At 60.2% G+C, this 23,460-nt stretch carries 21 protein-coding genes; 8 read left to right on the forward strand and 13 right to left on the reverse strand.

What is annotated here, in order from left to right:
- The first annotated feature begins 80 nt into the window (after positions 1–80).
- From putP to BLT85_RS05070, 4 genes are all read left to right on the forward strand, one after another.
- On the forward strand, positions 81–1,556 hold the full coding sequence (gene putP, locus BLT85_RS05055) for a sodium/proline symporter PutP (protein ID WP_093392133.1): 1,476 nt from the start codon (positions 81–83) through the stop codon (positions 1,554–1,556).
- A 150-nt stretch (positions 1,557–1,706) separates the two neighbouring features.
- On the forward strand, positions 1,707–2,324 hold the full coding sequence (locus tag BLT85_RS05060) for a TetR/AcrR family transcriptional regulator (protein ID WP_093392134.1): 618 nt from the start codon (positions 1,707–1,709) through the stop codon (positions 2,322–2,324).
- Between the two features lie 58 nt (positions 2,325–2,382).
- The gene (locus BLT85_RS05065; RefSeq protein WP_157718129.1) at positions 2,383–3,549 is read left to right on the forward strand and encodes an efflux RND transporter periplasmic adaptor subunit; all 1,167 of its coding nucleotides are present in this window, start codon (positions 2,383–2,385) and stop codon (positions 3,547–3,549) included.
- 5 nt (positions 3,550–3,554) lie between these two features.
- Entirely contained in the window at positions 3,555–6,656 is a 3,102-nt protein-coding gene (locus tag BLT85_RS05070) for an efflux RND transporter permease subunit (RefSeq protein WP_093392136.1), read from the forward strand.
- 37 nt (positions 6,657–6,693) lie between these two features.
- On the opposite strand, the gene BLT85_RS05075 is transcribed toward BLT85_RS05070, so the two are convergent.
- Positions 6,694–8,718, reverse strand: a complete 2,025-nt coding sequence (locus BLT85_RS05075; protein ID WP_093392137.1) for a S9 family peptidase — start codon at positions 8,716–8,718, stop codon at positions 6,694–6,696.
- 67 nt (positions 8,719–8,785) lie between these two features.
- Between BLT85_RS05075 and BLT85_RS05080 the strand changes: the two genes are divergently transcribed.
- The gene (locus BLT85_RS05080) at positions 8,786–9,178 is read left to right on the forward strand and encodes an MFS transporter (RefSeq protein ID WP_157718130.1); all 393 of its coding nucleotides are present in this window, start codon (positions 8,786–8,788) and stop codon (positions 9,176–9,178) included.
- Between the two features lie 3 nt (positions 9,179–9,181).
- Here the strand turns inward: BLT85_RS05080 and BLT85_RS05085 are convergent, their stop codons facing one another.
- From BLT85_RS05085 to cysK, 4 genes are all read right to left on the reverse strand, one after another.
- A complete protein-coding gene (locus BLT85_RS05085; protein WP_093392139.1) occupies positions 9,182–9,763 on the reverse strand; it encodes a TetR/AcrR family transcriptional regulator in 582 nt (193 codons plus the stop codon).
- Positions 9,764–9,965: 202 nt separating this feature from the next.
- Complete coding sequence (locus BLT85_RS05090; protein WP_093392140.1) at positions 9,966–10,169, reverse strand: cold-shock protein; 204 nt, start codon at positions 10,167–10,169, stop codon at positions 9,966–9,968.
- A 273-nt stretch (positions 10,170–10,442) separates the two neighbouring features.
- Positions 10,443–12,167: a bifunctional isocitrate dehydrogenase kinase/phosphatase gene (gene aceK, locus BLT85_RS05095; RefSeq protein WP_093392141.1), complete on the reverse strand. Its 1,725-nt coding sequence runs from the start codon at positions 12,165–12,167 to the stop codon at positions 10,443–10,445.
- A 156-nt stretch (positions 12,168–12,323) separates the two neighbouring features.
- Positions 12,324–13,298, reverse strand: coding sequence for a cysteine synthase A (cysK, locus tag BLT85_RS05100; protein WP_093392142.1), 975 nt, complete (start codon positions 13,296–13,298; stop codon positions 12,324–12,326).
- A 236-nt stretch (positions 13,299–13,534) separates the two neighbouring features.
- Here cysK and BLT85_RS05105 point away from each other — a divergent pair, with 236 nt between their 5' ends.
- Genes BLT85_RS05105 through BLT85_RS05115 form a run of 3 tightly spaced genes read left to right on the forward strand, consistent with a single transcriptional unit; the run spans position 13,535 to position 16,051 of the window.
- Entirely contained in the window at positions 13,535–14,380 is an 846-nt protein-coding gene (locus tag BLT85_RS05105) for an AAA family ATPase (RefSeq protein WP_093392143.1), read from the forward strand.
- Between the two features lie 48 nt (positions 14,381–14,428).
- Positions 14,429–14,821: a GFA family protein gene (locus BLT85_RS05110; RefSeq protein ID WP_093392144.1), complete on the forward strand. Its 393-nt coding sequence runs from the start codon at positions 14,429–14,431 to the stop codon at positions 14,819–14,821.
- Between the two features lie 51 nt (positions 14,822–14,872).
- A complete protein-coding gene (locus BLT85_RS05115) occupies positions 14,873–16,051 on the forward strand; it encodes a vWA domain-containing protein (RefSeq protein ID WP_093392145.1) in 1,179 nt (392 codons plus the stop codon).
- A gap of 174 nt (positions 16,052–16,225) precedes the next feature.
- On the opposite strand, the gene BLT85_RS05120 is transcribed toward BLT85_RS05115, so the two are convergent.
- The 8 genes from BLT85_RS05120 to BLT85_RS05155 form a co-directional block, all read right to left on the reverse strand.
- A complete protein-coding gene (locus tag BLT85_RS05120) occupies positions 16,226–16,909 on the reverse strand; it encodes a Fe2+-dependent dioxygenase (protein WP_093392146.1) in 684 nt (227 codons plus the stop codon).
- Entirely contained in the window at positions 16,903–18,015 is a 1,113-nt protein-coding gene (locus tag BLT85_RS05125) for an alpha-hydroxy acid oxidase (protein ID WP_093392147.1), read from the reverse strand. Before BLT85_RS05125 ends, BLT85_RS05120 begins: the two co-directional genes overlap by 7 nt.
- Positions 18,016–18,080: 65 nt before the next feature.
- Entirely contained in the window at positions 18,081–20,384 is a 2,304-nt protein-coding gene (locus tag BLT85_RS05130; protein ID WP_093392148.1) for a TonB-dependent receptor, read from the reverse strand.
- 24 nt (positions 20,385–20,408) lie between these two features.
- Positions 20,409–21,275, reverse strand: a complete 867-nt coding sequence (locus BLT85_RS05135) for a TonB family protein (RefSeq protein WP_093392149.1) — start codon at positions 21,273–21,275, stop codon at positions 20,409–20,411.
- Entirely contained in the window at positions 21,275–21,694 is a 420-nt protein-coding gene (locus BLT85_RS05140) for an ExbD/TolR family protein (protein ID WP_093392150.1), read from the reverse strand. Before BLT85_RS05140 ends, BLT85_RS05135 begins: the two co-directional genes overlap by 1 nt.
- A gap of 9 nt (positions 21,695–21,703) precedes the next feature.
- A complete protein-coding gene (locus BLT85_RS05145; RefSeq protein ID WP_093392151.1) occupies positions 21,704–22,111 on the reverse strand; it encodes an ExbD/TolR family protein in 408 nt (135 codons plus the stop codon).
- Complete coding sequence (locus BLT85_RS05150; protein ID WP_093392152.1) at positions 22,111–22,779, reverse strand: MotA/TolQ/ExbB proton channel family protein; 669 nt, start codon at positions 22,777–22,779, stop codon at positions 22,111–22,113. Before BLT85_RS05150 ends, BLT85_RS05145 begins: the two co-directional genes overlap by 1 nt.
- A gap of 207 nt (positions 22,780–22,986) precedes the next feature.
- The gene (locus BLT85_RS05155; protein ID WP_093392153.1) at positions 22,987–23,460 is read right to left on the reverse strand and encodes a MaoC/PaaZ C-terminal domain-containing protein; all 474 of its coding nucleotides are present in this window, start codon (positions 23,458–23,460) and stop codon (positions 22,987–22,989) included.

Genomic DNA, 23,460 nt, shown 5'->3' on the forward strand with positions numbered 1-23,460 from the left:
GGCGGAGCCGGCAGCAAAGGGAGTGGAACGTCTCCCATACCAATAACAGGACAGGGATTGTCCGCAAGGAGATAAGCAAAATGACAGGTAACATCGGCACCGTCAGTGCCACCTTCGCAGTGTATATCGCGGTAATGCTCCTGTTGGGTTACGTCGCCTATAAACGCACGACCAACCTTTCCGACTATATCCTTGGCGGCCGAACCCTGGGCCCTGGCACGGCAGCGCTTTCGGCCGGTGCATCGGACATGAGCGGATGGTTGCTGTTGGGTCTGCCGGGTTATGCGATGGCTGCGGGCTATGAGGCTACCTGGATCGCCGCGGGCCTGTTGATCGGCACCTGGTTGAATTGGCTGATCGTCTCGCGTCGCCTGCGTGTTTATTCCCACGCCGTCAACGACTCGCTGACCCTGCCGGCCTACTTCGAATTTCGCTTCGAAGACAAGACCCGGCTGCTGCGAGTGATCTCGGCGATCTTCATTCTGCTGTTTTTCCTGTTCTACACCAGCTCCGGTCTGGTAGCGGCCGGCAAGCTGTTCGAAAGCACCTTCGGCCTTGATTATCGAATCGCCGTGGTCCTGGGGACGCTGATCATCGTTTCCTATACCTTCTTCGGTGGTTTCCTCGCGGTGTCCTGGACCGACGTCATACAGGGTCTGCTGATGGCCGCGGCGCTGGTGGTGGTGCCGATCTTGGCGCTGAATAGCGTAGGGGGCTGGGACCAGGCGCAGGCGTCGATGGAAGCCAGCAATCCGAACCTGCTGACCTTCTTCACCGATGTCGAGGGGGAGTCGCTGGGCTTCGTCGCGATCATTTCGCTGCTTGGCTGGGGCCTGGGCTATTTTGGCCAGCCGCACGTGCTGGCGCGCTTCAAGGCGATCGGTGACGACGCTGCGCTGCCGACCGCACGCCGCATCGCGGTTGTCTGGACCGCCGTGTGCCTGGTCGCTGCGCTGTTCACTGGCTGGATCGGCATCGGCTATTTTGGTGCCGAAAGTCTGGCGGACACCGAAACCGTGTTCCTCGCCCTGATTCAGGCGCTGACCCATCCGATCGTTGCCGGCATCCTGCTCGCTGCGGTGCTGGCGGCAATCATGTCTACGGCCGACTCGCAGTTGCTGGTATCTTCATCCGCGCTGGCCGAGGACTTCTACAAGGCGCTGTTCCGTCGTGACGCGTCTCAGCAACAGTTGGTATGGGTAGGCCGATTCGCCGTTGTCGGTATCGCCGTCATCGCGCTGATTTTCGCTTTCGATCCGGAAAGCACCGTGCTGGGACTGGTGTCCTATGCCTGGGCAGGTTTCGGTGCGGCGTTCGGCCCGGCGATACTGCTATCGCTGTTCTGGAAGCGCATGAACCGCAATGGCGCACTGGCAGGCATCATTGTCGGCGGCGTAACGGTCGTGATCTGGAAGCAGATCGACACGATCGGCCTTTACGAGATCATTCCCGGCTTCATTCTTGCCACCGTGGCAATCGTGATCGTATCGCTGGTCACCGCGCCTCCTTCGGCCTCGATCGAGCGTACCTTCGACGACGTGGCAGGGCGCTACTGATAGAGCCTGCACCGCTGCCGCCCGGCAGCGGTGTCCTTTTCCCGGACTGTTGTGCCACGCGCAACAGTCTTTTTCCGCCTGGCCGGCTTGTTCTAGCGCGTTAGCTGCTCTCTAATACGGACTGACTCGTCAGTCCATTAGCGAAACTCCATGCCAGACCGACCCAGCACGCCCGCAAGACGCCAGCGCAAATCCGCTGAGCAACGCCGGGAAGACATTCTCGTTGCCGCCGGCAAGGTGTTCGCGCAGCACGGTTTTCGCTGCGCGGAAGTACAGCAGATTGCGGACCTGGCCGGCATCGGCAAGGGCACCATTTACCGGTTTTACACAACCAAGGATGAGTTGTTCAAAGCCGCAGTCGAGGCTGCCATGCAGCGGCTCACGGGCAAGGTCGATACAGCGATCGAGCATTACGATGATCCGCTGGAACAACTGCGTGCTGCGTTTCGCGCCTATATCGAGTTCTTTCAGGATCATCCGGAAGTCGTCGAGCTGTTCGTGCATGAGCGAGCCGAGTTGCGCGGGAGCAAGCCGTTGTATTTCGTTTACTCCGACGCGCGGCGCCTGCGCTGGGTCGGCATATGTCAAAAACTGATCGATGCGCGTGATTGTCGGGTGACCGATGCCGAGCTGATCCTCGATGCGCTTGCCAACCTGGCCTATGGCAGCGTGTTCGCCAGCCGGATATCCGGACGCGACGACTCGCCGGACGACGAGGCCGAGAAACTGCTGGATCTGCTGTTTCACGGCATCCTCGGGCAACACTGACCATGATTCATCCGGCGTTGCTGCCGGACCAAAGATAACGACCAAGACGGAAATCAACATGAACTTGCGAGCCATCATTCCCGCGTTACCGCTTCGTTCAGCCTCGCGGCTGCTTGGCGTGACGACCGTCGCAGTCCTGCTCGGTGCGTGCGGCGGCGAGGAGCAGCCGGCCCAGGGGCAGAATCGCCCGGCGCCGGTCGTAACGACGCAGGAAGTGCAGCGTTCGGACGCACAGATGATCCAGGAATACCCGGCGCGGATCCGCGGCGCACGCGAAACGGAAGTGCGCGCGCGCATCTCCGGAGTACTGCTGGAGCGAGCCTATCAGGAAGGCGCGCATGTCGAAGAGGGTGATCTGCTGTTCCGCATCGACCCGACGCCGATGCGTATTCAGCTCAAGCAGGCCGAGGCGGCATTGGCCAATGCTCGTGCGGAGCAACGTCAGGCCGAGCGTGACTGGAAGCGCGCCGAACAATTGTTCGAACGTGGTGCTCTGAGCGCCAGTGAGCGCGATCGGATCCGCTCGCAGCTGGATTTTGCCGAGGCGGGGATGGCTCAGGCACAGGCGCAGCACGATGAGGCCAGGCTGAATCTGTCGTATACCGAAGTCCTCGCTCCGATCACCGGCGCGACCAGCCTGGAAGTGCTGCCCGAAGGCAGCTTGCTGGGCGTAGGCAGTCTGTTGACCACCGTGGTGCAGCAGGATCCGGTGCACATCATCTTCGCCTTGCCCGAACGCGATGCGGCGATTCAGCGCGCTGCACGTGTCGATGACACGTCTCTCGACTCGCACGTCGATATCCTGCTGCCGGATGGTTCGGTCTATCAGCGCCAGGCCAGCGTCGATTTCACCGCCAACAGCATCGACAGCGCCACTGGCACCATCACCGTTCGCGCCGTGGTCGATAATCCCGACCAACAGCTGATCCCGGGCCAGTTCGTTCGCGCCCGCGTGTTGCTGCGTCGGTTTGAAGACCAGATACTGGTGCCGACCGAGGCCGTGGGCGCTGACGCGCGCGGACCCAACGTCTGGGTCATCGACTCAGAATCCAAGGCTGAACTGCGGCCGGTGCGCACCGGCACGGTCATTGGCGATCGACAGGTGATCGAAGAAGGCCTTCAGCCAGGCGATCGCGTGGTGATCAATGGACAGGTTGGCTTGCAGCCCGGCATGCCGGTGCGCATCGCCGGCGACGAGCCGGCCAACGCTGCCGGCCGGGAGTAAGCGGCATGTTCCAGTTCTTCATTGATCGCCCGATCTTCTCCACCGTTCTGTCGATCCTGATTCTGATTGGCGGTGGTGCGTCGCTATGGCAGTTACCCGTCGAGCAATATCCGGAGGTCGTTCCGCCGCAGATCGTTGTACAGGCGACCTATCCAGGTGCCAGCGCGCAGGTCATCGCCGACACGGTGTCGGCCCCGCTCGAGCAGGCCATCAACGGCGTAGACGACATGTTGTACATGGAGTCGTATACCGCTGACTCCGGTGCCATGCAGCTGACCATTTCCTTTCGTATCGGGACCGATCCGGACCAGGCGACCATCAACGTCAACAACCGCGTCCAGCGGGCAACGGCCAAGCTGCCGCAAGAGGTGCGAGACCTGGGCGTATCGGTCCAGGCGCGTTCGACCTCGCTGTTGCAGGTCATTACGCTGTCCTCGGAAACCGGGCGCATGGGCACGCTGCCGATCAGCAACTACGCTCTGCTCAACGTGCTGGACGAGCTGGTACGTTTACCCGGGGTAGGCGACGCGGCACTGTTCGGCGCGCAGGACTATTCCATGCGCATCTGGCTGCGGCCGGACAAGCTCGCCGAGTATGGCCTGACCCCGAGCGATGTGGCGGCGGCGCTACGTGAGCAGAACGCCCAGTTTGCTGCCGGTCGGATCGGTGCCGAGCCGGCGCCGGACGATCAGGCGTTCACCTTCAGCGTCAGCACGCCAGGGCGCATGGTGTCGCCGGAGGACTTCGAGCGGATCATTCTGCGCAGCGACGCAGATGGCGCCACGCTACGCCTCGGTGACGTCGCTCGCGCCGAGCTGGGTGCGCAGAGCTACGACTTCACCGCAACGTTCAATGCCAAGGCAGCGGTGCCGATCGGCGTCTACACCCAGCCGGGTGCCAATGCGCTGGACACGGCTGCAGCGGTTCGTGAGGCCATGGCTGACCTGTCCGGACGCTTCCCGTCGGACCTGCGCTACGACATCCCCTACGACACCACTCTGTTTATCGACGTGTCGATTCGGGAGGTGATCATCACCTTCATTCAGGCTCTGCTGTTGGTGGTATTGGTCACGTTCCTGTTCCTGCAGCATTTGAAGGCGACGCTCATTCCACTCGTGGCGATTCCGGTTTCGCTGATCGGTACATTCGCGGGCATGTATCTGCTGGGCTTTTCGATCAACCTGTTGACGCTGTTCGGGTTGATTCTGGCCATCGGTGTGGTGGTCGACAACGCCATCATCGTCATGGAGAACGCCGAACGACTGATCAAGGAAGAAGGTCTGTCGGCATATGAAGCGGCCAGCAAGACCATGACGCAGGTATCGGGTGCGGTAGTCGGTTCGACCCTGGTTCTGGTGGCGGTGTTCGCGCCGGTAGCCTTTCTCGGCGGCTTGAGTGGTGAGCTTTACCGCCAGTTCGCCATCACCATTGCTGTGTCGGTGATGCTCTCCGGTGTAGTCGCGCTGACGCTGAGCCCGGTCATGTGCGCGTTGCTGTTGAGCCGGGAGGAAACCGAGCCTTCGAAGTACTTCGCCTGGTTCAACAACGGCTTCGACCGGCTGACGGATGGTTTCGCCTCCACCGTCGGTTGGATGTTGCGGCATGCAGTCGTGTCGCTGGTGCTGTTCATCGTCCTGATCGGCTCGACTGTCTTCATGCTCAATCGCATGTCTGGCGGCCTGGTGCCGCAAGAAGACCAGGGTTTCCTGATCACGGTGTTTCAACTACCACCGGTTTCTGCACTGGGCCGGACCGAAACCGTACGAGACGACCTGGCACGGAAGGTCGTCGATATGGAAGAGGTCAATGGCATCACTGCGTTTGCCGGTTTCGACATCCTCAACCGCGGGTTGAAGACCAACACCGGGGTGGGTTTCGTAACGCTGATTGACTGGGACGAACGGCCCGGTCCGGAGCACGGCGTAGAGGCCGTCGCCGGTCGCATCATGGGCCTCGGTGCCGGGATCCAGGAAGCAAACGTCATGGCCTTCGCGCCGCCGCCCATCCGAGGCTTGTCGCTCACCGGAGGCGTGGAGGGGTATCTGCAGGTTCGCGGGAACAGTGACCCGGTGAAACTCAAGGAGGAGGCCGACAAGCTTCTCGCCGCCGCTCGCGAGCGTCCGGAGCTGACCAATGTTCGAGCCGCAGTGAATGTCGGCGTGCCTCGTTTCGAAGCCAAGGTGGACTGGGACAAGGCCAAGGCGATGGGCATCGCCATCAACGATATCTTCACGACCATGCGTAGCACTTTCGGCGCGCTGTACGTCAATGACTTCACTCTGCAGGGTCGTAACTGGCAGGTGAACATGCAGGCCGAAGGCGAGTTCCGGAGCAACCCCGACGATCTGCGTCGCGTCTTCGTGCGCTCCGGCAGCGGCGAGCTGGTTCCGCTCAGCACCATCGTTACCCTCGAGCAGACCCAGGGCATCGACAGCGTCAGCCGCTTCAATATGTACCAGGCGACCAAGATCACCGCCGACCCTGCGCCCGGGTACAACACGGCCGCGGCGCTGGCCGCCATACAGGAGGTTGGCGCTGAGGCTCTGGGTGGTCAGGCACAGCTCGGCTGGATTGGTGAGGCCTACCAAATCGTCGACGCCGCTTCGGCAGGGGGCATCGCTTTCGCTCTGGGGATCATCATGGTGTTCCTGATTCTGGCCGCGCAGTACGAGCGCTGGAGTCTGCCGCTGGCGGTCGCCACAGCGATTCCCTTCGGTGTCTTCGGGGCGGTGATCGCTTCCATGCTGCGCGGCTTCCCCAACGATATCTATTTCCAGGTAGGGCTACTGGTGTTGATCGGTCTGGCTGCGAAAAACGCGATCCTCATCGTCGAGTTCGCCGCACAGAACCGCAAGGAGGGTATGGAGCCCTTCGATGCCGCTCTGACAGCCGCTCGCCAGCGCTTCAGGGCGATCATGATGACTGCCCTGACCTTCATCATTGGCAGCCTGCCGCTGGCGTTTAGCAGCGGTGCCGGGGCGGTGAGCCGGCAGGAGATTGGTACTGTGGTGGTCGGCGGGATGATTGCGGCGAGTACGCTGGCGTTGATTTTCGTACCGGTGTTCTACATGGTGCTGGAGCAGCGCGGCTTCAGGCGCAAGGCCTGAACGGACGGTCCGGGGCCCATGCCCCGGACATTCCCTGTCAGCTCTTCGGCTGTGTCCAGCCGGGGATCATCGCCAGAACGAAGCTGTACTCTTCCGCCAGCTCCCGGATCGCCTGATAGCGGCCACTCGCACCACCGTGACCCGCGGCCATCTGGGTTCTCAACAGCAACGGGTTCTGGTCGGTTTTCATGTAACGCAGCTTCGCTACCCACTTCGCTGCCTCCCAGTACTGCACTCGCATGTCGTGGTAGCCGGCTGTGACGAACAGGGCAGGGTAGGCTTGCGATTTCACCTGCTCGTAGGGTGCGTAGCCTTTGATCCGCTCGGCCACCTCCGGCTCGTTCGGATCGCCCCATTCTTCGTACTCACCGATCGTCAACGGCAGGTCAGGGTTGTTCATGGTGTTCCACACGTCGACGAAGGGAACGTCGGCAACCCCGGCGGCGAATAGTTCCGGACGCTGGTTGATGACGTTACCGATCAGCAAGCCGCCTGCGCTTCCGCCGGCGATAACCAGGCGATCGCGGTCGGTGACCTTGCTGTCCAGCAGCTCTTCGGCGCATGCGATGAAATCAGTAAAGGTGTTGTGCTTGTGTTCCAGCTTGCCAGCCAGATACCAGGCTTCGCCCATGTCTGCGCCGCCGCGGATATGGGCGATAGCGAAGATCCAGCCGCGGTCGAGTAGCGAAAGCCGGGCGTGGGAGAACCAGGGATCCATACTGGCGCCGTAGGAACCATACCCATACAGATACAGCGGAGCGGGTCGCTCGAACGCTTCCGGCCGACCAACCAGGCTGACGGGCACCCGGGTGCCGTCTGGCGCGGTAGCCCAGTGGCGCGCTACCCGGTAATCGTCCGCGCTGAACGTCCCTTCGACAGGTGTACGCTTGAGTACCGACTGCTCTCCCGTAGCCAGGCGCAGCGCTCGGATCTCTGCGGGCCGGTTGAGCGACTCATAACGGATCCGTAGCCTTTCACTGTCGTAGTCTTCGCCGCCCTGGACGCGTAAATTGTAGACCGCGTCAGGCATGCGCAGCGGGTAGGCTTCGCCCGTACAGGGCTGTACCTCGAGCAGGACCAGTCCCTGATCGCGGTAGTGCAGCACCAGCGCCTTTTGCTGGAGCGAGAAGTCTTCCAGCGTACGCCCGGGATCGACGTCGCGGAGAAGCGTCCAGGCTGCCCGCTCGGGTTGCAACGGATCGGCACTGTACAAGGCGAAGTTTTCACCGGCATCGTTGCTGCGGATGACCAGGCCGTCCGGACCGTGGTCGACATGGTACTCGTGGCCGGTTTTCCGCTCGCTGATCAGCCGCCACTCGCCAGTCGGCTGATCGGCGGCGAGCAAACGGATTTCGCTGGTGTTCTTGCTGTGACTGCCCGCCAGCAGCCATTCCTCGGAGCTACTGCGATACACGTGCAGCAGGAAACGCTGGTCGGCCTCGTGATAGACCTGCTGTGGAGCTTCGCTTCGGCTGAGGCGCCACAATGTACTCGGCCGCGACGCCTCATCCATGCTCACGGCGAACAGCGTGCTGCTGTCGTTCGCCCAGGTCATGCTGCCATCCGCGCGTTCGAGTGGTAACGTGAGAATATCGCCTGTGGCCAGCTCCTTCAGATACAGCGTGTATATCTCGTCCCCCTGGCGGTCGAGACTGTAACCGAGCCAGCGCTGGTCGGGACTGATGGCAAAATCGCCCAGCTGCAGGAATCCCTCGCCGGCCAGTTCGTTGAGGTCAAGCAACAGCATCTCGCTGGCCGCATCAACCTCCAGGCTATACGGTTCGCTTTGCCGACAACGGTAATAACGTGGGTACTCGGCACCGGCCTCGGTACGCTGGTAGTACAACCAACCCTGCCAGATGGATGGTAGCGACAGGTCGGTTTCACGGATGCGCCCGCGAATCTCGTTGAACAAGTCTTCCCGCCGGTCCTTGTGGTTAGCCAGCCAGGCCTCGGTGTGCTCGTTCTCTGCCTGCAGGTAGGCAACGACGTCGGGGTGGTCGCGCTGCTCCAGCCAAGCGTACGGATCGGATGCTGCGTCACGGCGGGCTACAGGTGGCATCGTGTTGGGACTCCTTGGCCAAAACCAGTATTATAGCGGCTCGCCCAAGCAACCCGGTCCACGCCACATGTTCAACGAGCAGGAATACCAGATCGTATGGATGATCTATCTCGCCGCGGCGGCTGGAGCGTTGCTGGTCTGGTGGCGCATGACGCGCTGGATTCGCTGGTGGTTTGTTCGTGAGCCCTTGGTCATTGCTATGGCCGTGTTGCTGTTTACACCGTCTCGGGTCGAACCGCTACAACCGGAATTGGCACCGGCCTTCATCGTTTGGCTGCTGGACACGCTATTCGCGACGGGCAGCAATCAGGCTCGCATGCTGGGCGATCTGGCCCTGACGATGGCGGTGGCGCTGGTGGCGTATGCAGGCCTGGCGTGCTTGAGAGCGGCCTGGCAATACTGGAGGGGTCGAAACGGGGAGCACGAAGGTGGCGGCCGGACGTCGAATCCGACCGCCTGATAGTTATTGCTCTTTGCCCTGCTCGTACAGGGTCCGGGCCAGGCGCATGATCTGTTCCTGAAATTCGGTACGCTGTTCGTCGGTCATCGGGCAGATACCGATCTGCTCGAACAGGCGGTAACCGCGTACAGAGAAAAACAGAATGCTCGCCTGAGCAAGGCCAAGCGGGGACTTGGCCAGAATGTCGAACAAGCCCTGAACATCATCGGCGGTCGTTTGCAGCAGCGCCGGATCGCTTGCCGCTGCAGCGAATATGGCCGAGTCGAGGTTCTTTTCTTCGCTGGATTCGCTGAGGTTGCTCAGCAATAGCGCCTTCAATTCGCGCATTGGCTCGTCCGGCAGGACGCTTTCATAGGCGCCCCAGCGAACGCGGAAGCGTTCCAGGCGGTGCTCGATCATCGCAACGAGTAACGCCTCGCGATCCGGAAACATACCGCGCAAGGTCGCTTCGTCGGTACCGGTACGCTCGCTCAAACTGGCGAAGCTGAGCTGTGATGCACCCAGCTCGCTGACGATGGCTTCGGCGGCTCGGAAGACCGTCAGCCGAAGAGAATCATTGGTCTTTTGTGATTGATTGCTTTCCACTGCGAAAACCCCTTCCGGACGTCTGGTTAGAGTCGGTCGCTACCGGGATCTGGCCGGCCTGTTGCGCCCACTACGAATGGGCATAGGGTACGATTTACCGGCTGCACAGGCGAGCGTTTTTTACCGGCATGCAGGAGCGGGGCGGAGGAAAAAAAGACATAAAAAAACCCGGCCAAGGCCGGGTTTTTTCTCAAATCATCGGTTAGATGATCTGAATGTTCGCAGCTTGCTTGCCCTTCGGACCAGTAGTGATGTCGAAAGACACCTTCTGGTTCTCGGCAAGGGACTTGAAGCCCTGAACCTTGATCTCGGAGAAGTGGGCAAACAGATCGTCACCGCCGCCGTCCGGAGTAATGAAGCCGAAGCCTTTAGTGTCGTTGAACCACTTAACTGTACCAGTTGCCATTTCGGTAATTCCTATCAAATTTAAGTACTTGAGCTTTCGCTCAATTTAGCGCGGGAATCAAAGATTGCGAGAATGACAAACTTACGTACTGGACAGTGCGCTTGCAGCCTACAACTCTATCTTGAAAACCTACGCGCCCACTCTGCGCCTTAAGACCGAACATGTCAAGCATTCGCCGTCTTTCAGTGGTCAGGCATATAAATGGACGAAATTCAGTATACGTCAGTTTCCAAAAAAGACATCCCTTTCGTCGGAAATTTTAAAAGACCTGGCTTACGGCTCGTTTCGTGCCGGTTTAGAGCGCCTGTACGGGTACACATCGATGATCAGGCCGGCGCGAATCTTGTCCTGCATGCCTTTCCAGTAGTCGGCATCGAACAGTTCGCCATGCATGCTGATGAACAGCCGGCGATGCTTGATATCCGCGAAGAGGAACACCGGAAACTCTTCAGGGAACACATCGTTCGGGCCGACGGAATACCAGGGCTCCCCCGACATCTCCTGTTCCGGGTACATGGGCTCGGGAATGTGTCGGAAATTCACTTCCGTGAGGTAGCTGATCTCATCGTAGTCGTAGAACACCACCCGACCGTGTCGGGTCACGCCAAAGTTCTTCAGCAGCATGTCGCCGGGGAAGATATTGGCTGCGGCGAGTTCCTTGATTGACTTGCCATAGTCATAGAGGGCCTCGCGGGTTTGCGTCTCGCTGGCGTTTTCCAGATAGATGTTGAGCGGGATCATGCGACGCTCGGTCCAGCAGTGACGAATCAGGATCACGTCGCCTTCTTCGATCACGGTCGAGGCAGCGACCTCCAGTAGCTCCGCCAGGCACTCCGGCTCGAACTTGTCGCGCGGGAAACGAAAGTCCGAAAACTCCTGGGTGTCGGCCATGCGTCCGACCCGGTCGTGTCGCTTCACCAGTCGGTATTTTTCGATGACGGTCGAGCGTTCGATGTTCTTGGACGGCGCGAAGCGGTCCTTGATGATCTTGAACACCGTGCTGAAGCCGGGGAGAGTGAACACGCTCATGACCATACCGCGCACACCTGGCGCCATCATGAAGCGGTCCTCGTTGTTCGCCAGGTGGTCGATCAGCGAACGATAGAATTCGGACTTGCCCTGCTTGTAGAAGCCAATCGCGGTATACAGTTCGGCAATGTGCTTGCCCGGCAGCAGACGCTTTATGAAGCCGACCACTTCGCACGGCACCGGTGCATCGACCATGAAATAGGAGCGGGTGAACGAGAAGATGATCGAGACTTCCGACTCGTCGGTAATCAGCGTGTCGACGCTGATACCCTGATTTTCCTTATGAACCAGCGCCAGCACGAAAGGCCACTGCTCGCCGTGGCTAAGCAGTCGCCCGACCAGGTAGGCTCCCTTGTTGCGATAGAACACCGATTGAATCATCTCTGCGGTCAGGTCGCTGTCGAGCTGTGCCCAGTCGGGCAGACCCTGCTTGAGCTGATCGACCACCAACTGACGGTCGCGGGCATAGTCTTCCCAGGGCACCTCGAAGGCGAATTCGTCGAGGATCTGTCTGGCCAAGTCGTCCAGCGATCCGCCGGAGATGAAGCCTCGGGTCAGCGGAATATGCGACGGCGGCCGTGTCAGCGGTCTGGTGCTATGTACGAACATGGTCTGGTCGCTGATCTCGTCGTGCTGATGCAGGCGACAGAAAATCGAGTTGAACCAGGTTTCAGCCAGCTCACCGTCGAAACGCTGATCGATCAGATCGATATACGCCTGCCGAATCCCAGGCCAGCTTTCCACTTGCATGCTGGTGTGTTCAGCGTCGACAGAGCCGAGGCTGTCAGCGGTCAGGTCTACACACTCTTCGTAAAGATTGATGCGGGCGGTCGAGGCATCCTGAATGTCGATCCAGCGCGCCTGCTCGAAGCGAGCCCGAGCGCCCAGGGTCAGCTGGCGAAAGCGTTTCCGGTAATCGTCGAAGCCGTCGATGATGTGTTGGGCAATGCGTTCGTAGCTGTTGGACATGAAGGGCCGCGCCTGGAAGAAGAAACAGCCGGCAGCATAGCCAGATTGTTTCGGTGGCGGAAGTGCTCTTCAGTCGCAGACGGTACGGCGAATGTGGCGGGGTAAGGGGAACAGCTCCGGCGTGATTGCGTTGCGCCGGAGCTGCTGCACAGACGGTTACTGCACGTTTTCCTGTTCGCTGAACAGGTCAGAGAACAGCATCGTCGAGAGGTAGCGCTCGCCGGAATCCGGAAGCACGACGACGATGGTTTTGTTCTGCATGGCCGGATCCTGCGCCAGGCGGACAGCAGCCGCCATCGCCGCACCACCTGAAATGCCGCAGAGAATGCCTTCTTCGCGCATCAGACGCAGCGCCACTTCCTTGGACTCGTCATCGGTGACCTGTTCGACCCGGTCGACCATGTCGAGATCGAGATTCTTCGGCACGAAACCTGCGCCGATGCCTTGAATCTTGTGGGGGCTGGGCTTGATCTCGTCGCCCGCCATGGCCTGGGTAATGACTGGAGAACTGACCGGCTCTACGGCGACCGAGAGAATGTTCTTGCCCTGAGTCTGCTTTATATAGCGGGAAACGCCGGTAATGGTGCCGCCGGTGCCGACGCCTGCAACCAGTACGTCGACCGCGCCGTCAGTATCGTTCCAGATCTCCGGTCCGGTGGTCTTCTCGTGGATGGCCGGGTTGGACGGGTTTTCAAACTGCTGAAGCAGCAGAAACTGCTCGGGATCGCTGTCGGCGAGCTCGCGGGCTTTTTCGATGGCGCCTTTCATGCCCTTGGCCGGCTCGGTAAGCACCAGTTCGGCACCCAGCGCCTTCAGCACCTTGCGCCGCTCGAGACTCATCGAGGCCGGCATGGTCAGGATAAGCTTGTAACCACGGCTGGCCGCGACGAAAGCCAGGCCGATGCCGGTGTTCCCGGACGTCGGCTCGACAATCGTCATGCCAGGCTTGAGCCGGCCGGCCGACTCTGCATCCCATACCATGCTTGCGCCAATACGGCATTTCACCGAGTAGGCGGGATTACGGCCTTCGATCTTGGCCAGGATGGTCACGCCCTTGGGCGCGAGTCGGTTGATGCGGACCAGAGGGGTATTGCCGATCGATTGGGAATTGTCGGCGAAGATGCGGGTCATGTCAGAAGACTCCATGTGGCGTTGCCAGAGTCATTCAGCGTAAAGCTGCCGGCCGAGACCTGCAAGCTGACCCTGAATAAACACCTGCCGCGGCTGATGCGCCGGGCACATGGTTATCAGACTTGTGAATATCCCCGTTCGTTTACACTCGATTCGGGAGCACGCTATAGTGATTTTTTCCCCGTATCCATGAATCGCCTGGTCAGCCGGGCTGTCGTCCAAGGAACATATTCAAGATGAAATTCGAAGGCACTCAGTCCTACGTCGCGACCGACGACCTGAAGCTCGCGGTCAACGCAGCCATTACCCTGCAGCGTCCGTTGCTGGTCAAGGGTGAGCCAGGTACCGGCAAGACCATGCTCGCCGAACAGCTGGCCGAGTCGCTGGGCGCCAATCTGATCACCTGGCATATCAAGTCCACGACCAAGGCACACCAGGGCCTGTATGAATACGATGCGGTAAGCCGTCTGCGTGATTCGCAGATGGGCGACGACAAGGTCCATGACATCCGCAACTACATCAAGAAGGGCAAGCTGTGGGAAGCGTTCGAGTCAGATCAGCGCGCCATTCTGTTGATTGACGAAATCGACAAGGCAGACATCGAGTTCCCCAATGACCTGTTGCAGGAACTGGACAAGATGGAATTCTACGTTTACGAGACCAATGAGACGATCAAGGCCAAGCAGCGCCCGATCATCATCATTACCTCGAACAACGAGAAAGAGCTGCCCGACGCCTTCCTGCGCCGCTGCTTCTTCCATTACATCGCCTTCCCCGACCGTGACACCATGCAGAAGATCGTCAACGTCCACTTCCCGGACATCAGCAAGGATCTGGTGGCCGAAGCGATGGACGTTTTCTTTGACGTGCGTAAGGTCCCGGGCCTGAAGAAGAAACCCTCGACGTCTGAACTGGTCGACTGGCTGAAGCTGCTGATGGCCGATCAGATTCCCGAAACAGTGCTGCGCGACCGCGACCCGACCAAGGCGATCCCGCCGCTGTATGGCGCCCTGTTGAAGAACGAGCAGGACGTCCAGCTGCTCGAGCGTCTGGCGTTCATGACGCGTCGGCAGAATCGCTGATCCAAACCTGCTCCGCGCTGGGGCAGGGCAACGGAGAAGGAGACTGACATGCATACTGGTAGCTGCCTATGTGGCGCAGTGAAATATCGCATCGATTCACCGATCCAGAGCCTGACCCACTGCCATTGCAGCATGTGCCGCAAGGCTCATGGCGCGGCGTTCGCGACATACGCGAGCGTGCCGCTGGACAGGTTTCACTTTACCCAGGGTAAGGATGAGCTGGGCGTTTACCACTCTTCCGAGCACGTCACGCGGACGTTCTGCAAGCATTGCGGGGCGAACCTGCAGTTTGTGGACAACCGCGAAGATGAAGTCGGTGTAGCGGCTGGCACGCTCGATTCGACGCTGGGCGTTCCGCAGCAATCGCATATCTTCGTCGCTTCCAAGGCCGACTGGTATGAGATTCGCGACGGGCTGCCCGAGCATGACGAAGACGCCTGACCCACATGATATTTCGCGCGCCTCGAGGCGCGCCCCAGAGGTTCCGTAACAATGCTGCTTGGCCTGTTTAATGAAATGCGCACCGCCAAGGTGCCGGTATCGGTCCGCGAGCTGCTGGATCTGATCAATGCGCTCAAGCATCACGTGGTGTTCGCGGATATGGACGAGTTCTACTATCTGTCGCGTACCATCATGGTCAAGGACGAGCGCCACTTCGACAAGTTCGACCGCGCGTTCGGGGCCTACTTCAATGGCTTGCAAGATTTGAATCAGTTGATCGAGGCGATGATCCCCGAAGACTGGTTGCGCAAGGAATTCGAGAAAATGCTCACCGACGAGGAGAAGGCCAAGATCCAATCGCTTGGCGGCCTCGACAAGCTCATCGAAGAGTTCAAGAAGCGTCTCGAAGAACAGAAGGAAAAGCATGCCGGTGGCAACAAGTGGATTGGCACCGGCGGTACCAGTCCGTTCGGCTCCGGTGGCTACAACCCCGAGGGCATTCGCGTGGGCGACGCCGGCAAACGTCAGGGCAGGGCGGCGAAGGTCTGGGATCAGCGCGAGTACAAGAATCTTGACGATTCGGTAGAGCTCGGTACGCGCAACATCAAGGTCGCGCTACGCCGCTTGCGCAAGTTTGCCCGCCAGGGTGCGCCGGACGAGCTGGATATCGACGGCACCATCGATCACACCGCCCGCGACGCCGGCCTGTTGAATATCCAGATGCGCCCCGAGCGCCGCAACGCGGTGAAGCTGTTGCTGCTGTTCGATATTGGCGGCTCGATGGATGCGCACATCAAGGTGTGCGAAGAGCTCTTTTCAGCCTGCCGGACCGAGTTCAAGCATCTGGAATATTTCTACTTTCACAACTGCGTCTACGAGTCGGTGTGGAAGAACAATCTGCGCCGGACGGCAGAGCGTACGCCGACCATCGATCTGCTGCACAAATACGGTCCTGACTACAAGGTCATTTTCGTCGGTGACGCGGCCATGGCGCCGTACGAGATCACCCAGCCCGGCGGCAGCGTCGAACATTGGAACGAAGAGGCCGGGCACGTGTGGATCCAGCGTTTCATGGAGAAGTACAAGAAGCTTATCTGGATCAACCCGTACCCGCGCGACACCTGGGACTACACCACCTCGACGCGGATCATCCGCGATCTGGTGGAAGACCGGATGTATCCCTTGACCCTGCAAGGGTTGGAAGACGGGATGAAGTTTCTCGCCAAGTAACGGTCAAGCGGGCAGCGAAACCCCTTCGCGGTCATACCCGCTCCTACAGCTCGAGGCTGGGTCGGGTGTTGATGTAGGAGCGCACCTGGGCGCGAAGCAGAGTCCCGAAACCCCTTCGCGGCCAGGTCCGCTCTTAAACAGGACGAGGCTGAATCGGTCTTGATGTGTTACCGCTCAGACCTCCGCCCAGCGTCTCAGCAGGTTGTGATACACCCCCGTCAATTGCAGGATATCGCCATCGCCCTTGGGCTGCCTTGGGGTAAGCGATTGGATTGACTGATCCAGATCGAACAGTAAGGTTCGCTTCCCTTCGTCGCGCACCATGCTCTGAATCCAGAAAAACGAACACACGCGGGCGCCCCGTGTAACGGGCTCCACCCGGTGCAGGCTGGACGAGGGGTAAAGCACCATGTCGCCCGCTTCCAGCTTGACCTGCTGCGCGCCGAAGGCAGTCTCGATCGTCAGTTCGCCACCGTCGTACTCATCCGGCTCGCAGAGGAACAAGGTGGCCGACAGGTCACTGCGCAGGGTGCCATGCACCCCAGGCAGCGGCATGACAGCTCCGTCGACATGTGCGCCGTAGTGCCCGCCGCCGCTGTAACGGTTGAACTTCGGTGGGTAGATCCTTTCCGGCAAGGCGGCCGAGATGAACAGCGGGTGGCTGCCCAGGCGTCGAAGGATGTGATTGCCGAGCTCGATCGCTACGCTCGCGTTCTCGTCCAGTTGCTGATTGTGCTTCACACCTGAAGCGAGCGAGCCGGCGGTCTTCGTACCGTCCTGCCAATCACTTTGATCGAGGTGCTTGCGAATTTGACGGACTTCGTCCTTGTTAAGAACACCGTCGATGGTCATCAGCATCGCGCTTCTCCAGTTACGCAGTCGGCAGTGATGTCGGCCAGGGCAGGGGTGCCGGCCAGCGCCATGCAAAGCTCGAGTTCGTCGCGTAGCAACTTGAGCATATGAGCGACGCCAAGTGCACCGGCGACAGCCAGTGCGTAACCCTGTAATCGCCCCACCAGCACAGCATCGGCACCGCAGGCTAACGCCTTGAAAATATCGGTTCCGCTGCGGATGCCGCCATCCATCAGCAACGGATAGTCAGCGCCGAGCGCTGCGCGGAGCCGGGGCAGGGCTGCCAGGGTCGAGGCGGAGCCGTCCAGTGCCCTACCGCCATGGTTGGACACGACGACACCGGTCACGCCCAGATCACGCATTTTCAGCGCATCGCCAGGATGCAAGGCACCTTTGGCGATTATTGGTAAACGGCTATGTTCCAACAGCCAGGCAAGATCGCTCCAGCGCGGAGCTTCGGACATCATCCCATGTAGCACGATGCTCTGCCCGGGCTCGAGTGTGACTTGCTCGGGAGGAGCGAATCCGGAGAGGTTGGTTGGCGGAAGATCGCTTGGAAAGCGAAAGTCGGCGACCTGCGCGCGACGACTCAGCGGCTGGACGGGGGTGTCCAGCGTGACGACGATAGCCTGATAGCCAGCTGCTTCGGCTCGGCGCAACAGCGCGAGGGTGTCGCTTCGACGCGGCTGGAAATACAACTGGAACCACTTTGGTGCGACCGTGATGTCAGCGATGTCTTCCAGACTGAGAGAGCTGAGCGTGCTGGAGACAAAGCCGCAGCCTGTCGCAGCCGCCGCCCGCGCCGATGCGCTTTCTGCGTCGGAATGCAGCAGTCGCTGATGTCCAAGCGGGGCAAGCAGAATGGGATGCTCAAGGGAAGTCCCGCAGAGCTCCACCCGCGTGCTGGCTGTGCTGAAATCATTCAGCAGGCGCGGCTGGATACGTACGTCGTCGAAGGCGTGTCGATTCGCACGCAGGGTTTGTTCAGTACCGCTGCCACCGGCCAGCCAGGCCAAAGTCGGCGGGGAAATATGGTCAGCTGCACGTTGTTCGTAATCGGCAGCTGAGAGAATATCGGCTGGAATTCGATCCAGCGGGGGAAGTACGGTCATGGTGATTCCTGGCGTAAACCCAGCGGGCACCGGTGACGATATCACCGGTGCCCGCCTGGCACGAATCAGAATTCGTAGGCCAGGGTCACGCGGGCGTTGCGACGGTCGCCGATGTAGGCGAACGAACCGCTACGATAGGCTGCGAAGTAGTAATCCTCGTCGGTGAGGTTGACCACGTTCAGTCGCGCCGACAGGTTGTCGGTGAAGTCGTAGGTGGCGAACGCATCGTATACCGTGTAGGAAGGCACACCGAGGTCGCTGGCCGCTGAGTCCGGCTGCCCTGTGTAGACTTCACTGCGGTAAGTCGCTGCGGTGCCGACCGCCAGAGCCGGTGTCAGCTGATAGCGCAGTTGGAGATACATGCTCTTGTCTGCAAACTGAGCCAGCGTGCCGCCTTCGTTCGCCTCCTCATAGCTCTCCAGCACCTTGGCATTCATCACCGTAGCGCCGAAAACAGTGCTCAGGTTCTCGGTGAGGTTGCCGGCCGCACTGACTTCAACGCCATGAACGCGGTTCTTTCCGGTGTTGTAGGTTCCGATGGTTTCATAGTCGTCACCCACGCTCTCCATCACGTCATCCTTGGTGATATGGAACGCGGCAGCAGTCAGGAGCAGCTTCTCGTCGAAGACGTTCCACTTGGTGCCGATCTCGTAGTTGGTGGACTTTTCCGGTTCGCTTTGCGTGATAGTGTCCGGGCTGCCGCAGATGCCGCCGTAGCCACAGTTGCCACCCACGTCGGACTCGCCGCCATTGATTTCTACCGCGGTGCTATAGGTCGCATAGACGTTGGCGTACTCGTTGATCTTGTAGGTCAGGCCGAGGTGCCCGTTCCACAGGGTGTCGGAATACTCGTAGCGGGTAACGTCGCCGTCATCAAAGATGTCGTTCGTGTATTCGAAGTGGTCTGCACGCACACCGGCTGCGAGGATCCACTTGTCCGTCAGATCAATGGTGTCCATCAGGGAGACGGAAACGGTCTCGATCGAATAGTCGGAGCTGCTTGCGCCACGCTCATCGCTGCGCTGAAGGAAGTCTCGCAGATTCGGTACCAGGTTACCGTTCGGATCAATTATGCAATACCCGGGAGATGTCCTACCACCGCGACCTGGCAGGACGCAGTTCGGCGTAGCGCCATTGCTGGTGTTGTAGTCCCCGTTTAGTACGTCGTGCTTGCTGTATTCCGTGCTGAACACGAACTGGTTGAGCTTGCCAGCCAGTTCCTTATCCCAGTACAGGTTGGTGATATTGGCGAAATAGTCGACTTCCTGCCAACCCTGATGCGTGCTCAGACCGATAGTCGGTGTGCCGGTGATCAAATCCGTATTGCCGCGCGCGCCGGTGACGACGTAGCCGTTCTCGGTAGTGCCGTAACGCATGGCGTTTTCGAGCCGCAGGTCGGTCGTGAAGTCGTAGCCGACGCGGAATGTGAAGGTTTCGACGTCCGACTCGAGGAAATCTCCGCGCTGCAGGTACACCGGGACGTCGTCATTGGGTTTGCCAGTGGCGCGATCAACGTAGGAGCCCAGATCCGGAGTGTCCTTCGCGTCGAGGTAGTAATAGTCGGCTTTGAAATCCAGCTTGTCCGTTGCCTGCCAGGCACCAGCGAGAGCAATACCGTTACGCTCACGGTCCGCTGGGCCGCGGTCCGGGATTTCGCGATAGGCATGGAGAAGGTTCAGGCGCACGGCGATATCATCTGTCAGCGCGACGTTGCTATCGAGAGTTGCGCGACGGTAGTCGTCAGTGCCGACGCCGCCTTCGATTTCGTTGAAGCTGTACTCGGTGCTTGCCTGCTTGGTCACACCATTGACAGCACCGCCAGTGGAACCGCGGCCTGCGAACGTCGAGCTCGGCCCTTTGGTGATTTCTACCTGCTCGAGAGCGAAGCTTTCACGCGTGGTCATGCCCGGATCACGCAGACCGTCAACGAACACGTCGCTGCGTGCTTCGTGGCCACGGATGATGTAACGGTCACCGAAGGCGTTGCCGTTTTCACCGGTACCCAGGGTCAGGCCAGGCTGGGCAGCGAGGATTTCTTTCAGATCGTCCTTGCCCGAATCCTTGATCTGGGTCTGGGTCAGAACAGTGATGGTCTGCGGGGTTTCGGCCAGCGGCTTGACCTTGCGCTTGTCACCGGAGTACTTCGCCTTGTACGGCGCGCCCGGCTCGGCGTAGGGGTTGGTGTCGATGGTGCGTTCTTCGATCTGCAGTGTGTCGAGTTCGAAGGTCTCTTCTTCCTGAGCCATGGCCAGCGGGCTGCACAGGGCGGCGGAGATGCTCAATGCCAGAGCAGTATGGGCACCAAAAGCAGGCTTGACCGGGTGGCGCAAGCTCAGAGGGCGCAAGGTTTTCGCTTGGTTCGCAGACATTCTGTTTTGATCCTTTATAAACGTCTATCGGGTGATGAGGGAGTATTCAACGGGTATGGCTATGCTGATCCGGTCCTTTTTCATCGAATCGGGGAGCGGCGGCAGTGGTTCAGCCTTCGCCAGCATGTCGAGCGCGGCTCGATCCAGCTCGGGGCTGCCCGAACTCTTCTTGATCGAGGCGCTCAATACATTGCCGCTCCGGTCGATGGCAAACTGCAGTGTGACGGTCCCCTGAATCTTTTCCTTCTTCAGGTGCGGCGGGTATTCCTTGTGTTCGTTCAGCCAGCTTTGCAGGTCGCTGAAGTAGTTCTTCGCATTGCTCTTGCGGCCTCCGGCATGGCGATCGGCCGCACGGCCAGTAGCACGATTGGCCGCAGCGACGCGCTTCTGAGCCGCTTTCCAAGGGTCGTCCGTCGCCGTCTCGGCTTGCGTCTCGATCTCAGGTTCAGCCTGCTCGGCTGGTTCCGGCTCGACAGGGGCGGGTTTCGCGGCGGGCTCCTGCTTGGTGACCTTCACGTCTTCAGCAGCTGGCTCGGCTTTTGCGGCCGTGCGTATTTCCGGGGCCGGCGCCGGGGTTGGCTTCGCCTCGGGGGCCGGCTCCGGTTTGGGCTCCGGTTTGGGCTCGGGCTGCGGTTCTGGCTCGGGAACCGGCTCCGGCGCAGGTTCGACCTTTTCCGCGACCGGCTCTGGTTCCGGTACTTCCTCTTCGGTGGTCTGTTCAGCGACATCTGCATAAGTGCCCGCCGCACCGAGTCCGATCTCCAGACCGAACTCGCCTTGATCCGCGGCACCGCCAATCGACATATCCGACCGCGCCACCAGCGCAATGGCCAGACCCACGTGCAGGACGATCGCGATCACGAAAGCGCTGATCCAGGTGCGCATCGGCATCAGTCGGCTTCCGTCAGTCGACTGTGCAACGTGATGGTGCTTACGCCGTGTTCACGCAGCTGATTGAACACGGCGTCGAGATCGGCGGCCGTGGCGTCCGTATCCGCTCGCAGCGACACACGCAGTTCCGCGCCGGCCTGCGTGAGTTCGGCGATGCGAGCTTCCAAAGCCGCTGCGTCAACCGGTTCCCCGCCGGAGCGAAGGTCTCCGGTAGCAGTGAGGGAAAGCTCCAGTTCGGCAGGCTCGAGCGCCTTCTCGCTGGCCGACTCCGGCGGATCGATGGTCATGTCCTGCTGCGGTGCGATCTGGCCTGCCACCATGAAGAAGATCAGCAGAAGAAATACGATATTGATCAGCGGTATGAGGTTGTCGTCAGGGTTGGCCGTGCCACGACGGGCCATCAGTGGATGATCTTGCATGTCCGCGTCTCAGTTCCCGCGACCGGTTGGGTCGGTCACGCCGCCCATCGTTACGGCCAGCCCCAGCCCCTTGAGCTCTTCGAGGCGGCTGACGATGATCTGTACTCTGGCGTCTGCCTCGGGTAGCAGCACCAGCACCGCATCGGTGGCGAAAGCACCCGCACCGACGGCCTCTCCAGCATTGAATGCATGGGACCCGTCGGCCATGCGCAGTGAGCCATCGGCGCTGAGAATCAGCACGTCGGGTTTTTTTAGGCTGGGTTCCGTGCTGGCGACCGGCGATTGGAAGTCCACTGCTTTCCACTGACTGAACGTCGAGGTCAGCATGAAGAACATGAGCAGAATGAACACCACATCGATCAACGCCGTGAGGCTTATCTTCTGTGGCTTGCGACTATAGAGACCGGCCGCTTGCATCAGGCGAGCTTCAACCGGGCCTTGGCGTCCGCCTGGGCATTGACCCGGGCCGCCTGCAAGCTCAACAGGTGTTCGAGATCATTCTGGATCACACCAGCCTGAGCCTCGACACGGCGCTCGAACCAGCTATTGAGCAGCGAGACCGGGATGGCCACGGCGAGGCCGACTGCGGTGGTCAGCAAAGCGACCCAGATGCCGCCGGACAGTACCGAGGGATCGACCTGAGTGCCGGCAGCTTCCATCGCCTGGAATGCCTGGATCATGCCCAGTACCGTGCCCAGCAGACCTAGAAGCGGGGCGAGGGTGGCGATGACTTCGAGCACGCGAAGGTAGCTGGCCAGACCAGCAACTGCCTGACGTGCCTGGCGCATGACTTCCTTGTGCAGCGCTTCGCCCTGCAGCTTTCCCGCCTCGATGAGCAGGAGTGTCTGGGCAATCAATTGCGGACGGGGAGCGCGACGCCCCTTGACCAGCACCAGTGCCTGGGAATGCTCGCCATTGGCGAAATGGTTGATCGCCTGTTCGGCTACGGCATTGCCGCCGTCTCGCATCGACCAGAACTGGATCGCCTTGACCAGCACTACGGTCAGTGCAATGACCGAGAACAGTGCCAGGATCCAGACTACCGGTCCGCCAAGGGCGAGAATCTCCAGAACAGGACCAAACATGTGAAGCGTTCCTAGGCAACAATGAGAAGGATTCGCATTCTACAGATTGGCCGCAAAGGTGCAACAGCTTTTTATTCGGTCAGCAACAGTGGCCGGAGGGGCAGCGAAGCTGCCGGTATAGACCCGCGTCGGCCGATCCGGACTGTCCGTGCAGGACGGCCGGCAGGGGCTGGCTTCGCAAAAAGCCGTCCCCGGCGGAGAAGCGGTTCAGTCCTGGATCGAGACCGATGGTAAAGAAGGGCGCGGCATGCTGGTCTTCTCGGTAGGCGCCATGACCGTAGCCACTCCATCCACAACTTGTTTGCCGTCCTGGTTGAACACCCGCGTGGCGATGCGAACGCGGTTCTTTGCGAGCTTCTCGAGCACCTCAAGCTCTACCCGTATCTCGTCATCCAGACGTACTGGGCGAAGAAAACTCATTTCCTGTCCTATATAAATGCTGCCTGGACCGGGCAGCTCGCAGGCAATGGCAGCAGAGATCAGCGCGCCGGAGAACATGCCATGGGCGATTCGTCCCTTGAACGGGGTGGTGGCGGCAAAGGCCTCATCAAGGTGCACAGGGTTGACGTCGCCCGAGACCGCAGCGAACAGCGTGAGGTCGCGCTCGGTTACCCGGTGGGTGACCTGGGCCTTATCGCCAAGGGCCAGTTCGTCATAGGTGCGGTTGTTCAGCATGTCCAT

It is taken from the genome of Halopseudomonas xinjiangensis (genome assembly GCF_900104945.1).
Taxonomy (GTDB): Bacteria; Pseudomonadota; Gammaproteobacteria; order Pseudomonadales; family Pseudomonadaceae; genus Halopseudomonas; species Halopseudomonas xinjiangensis.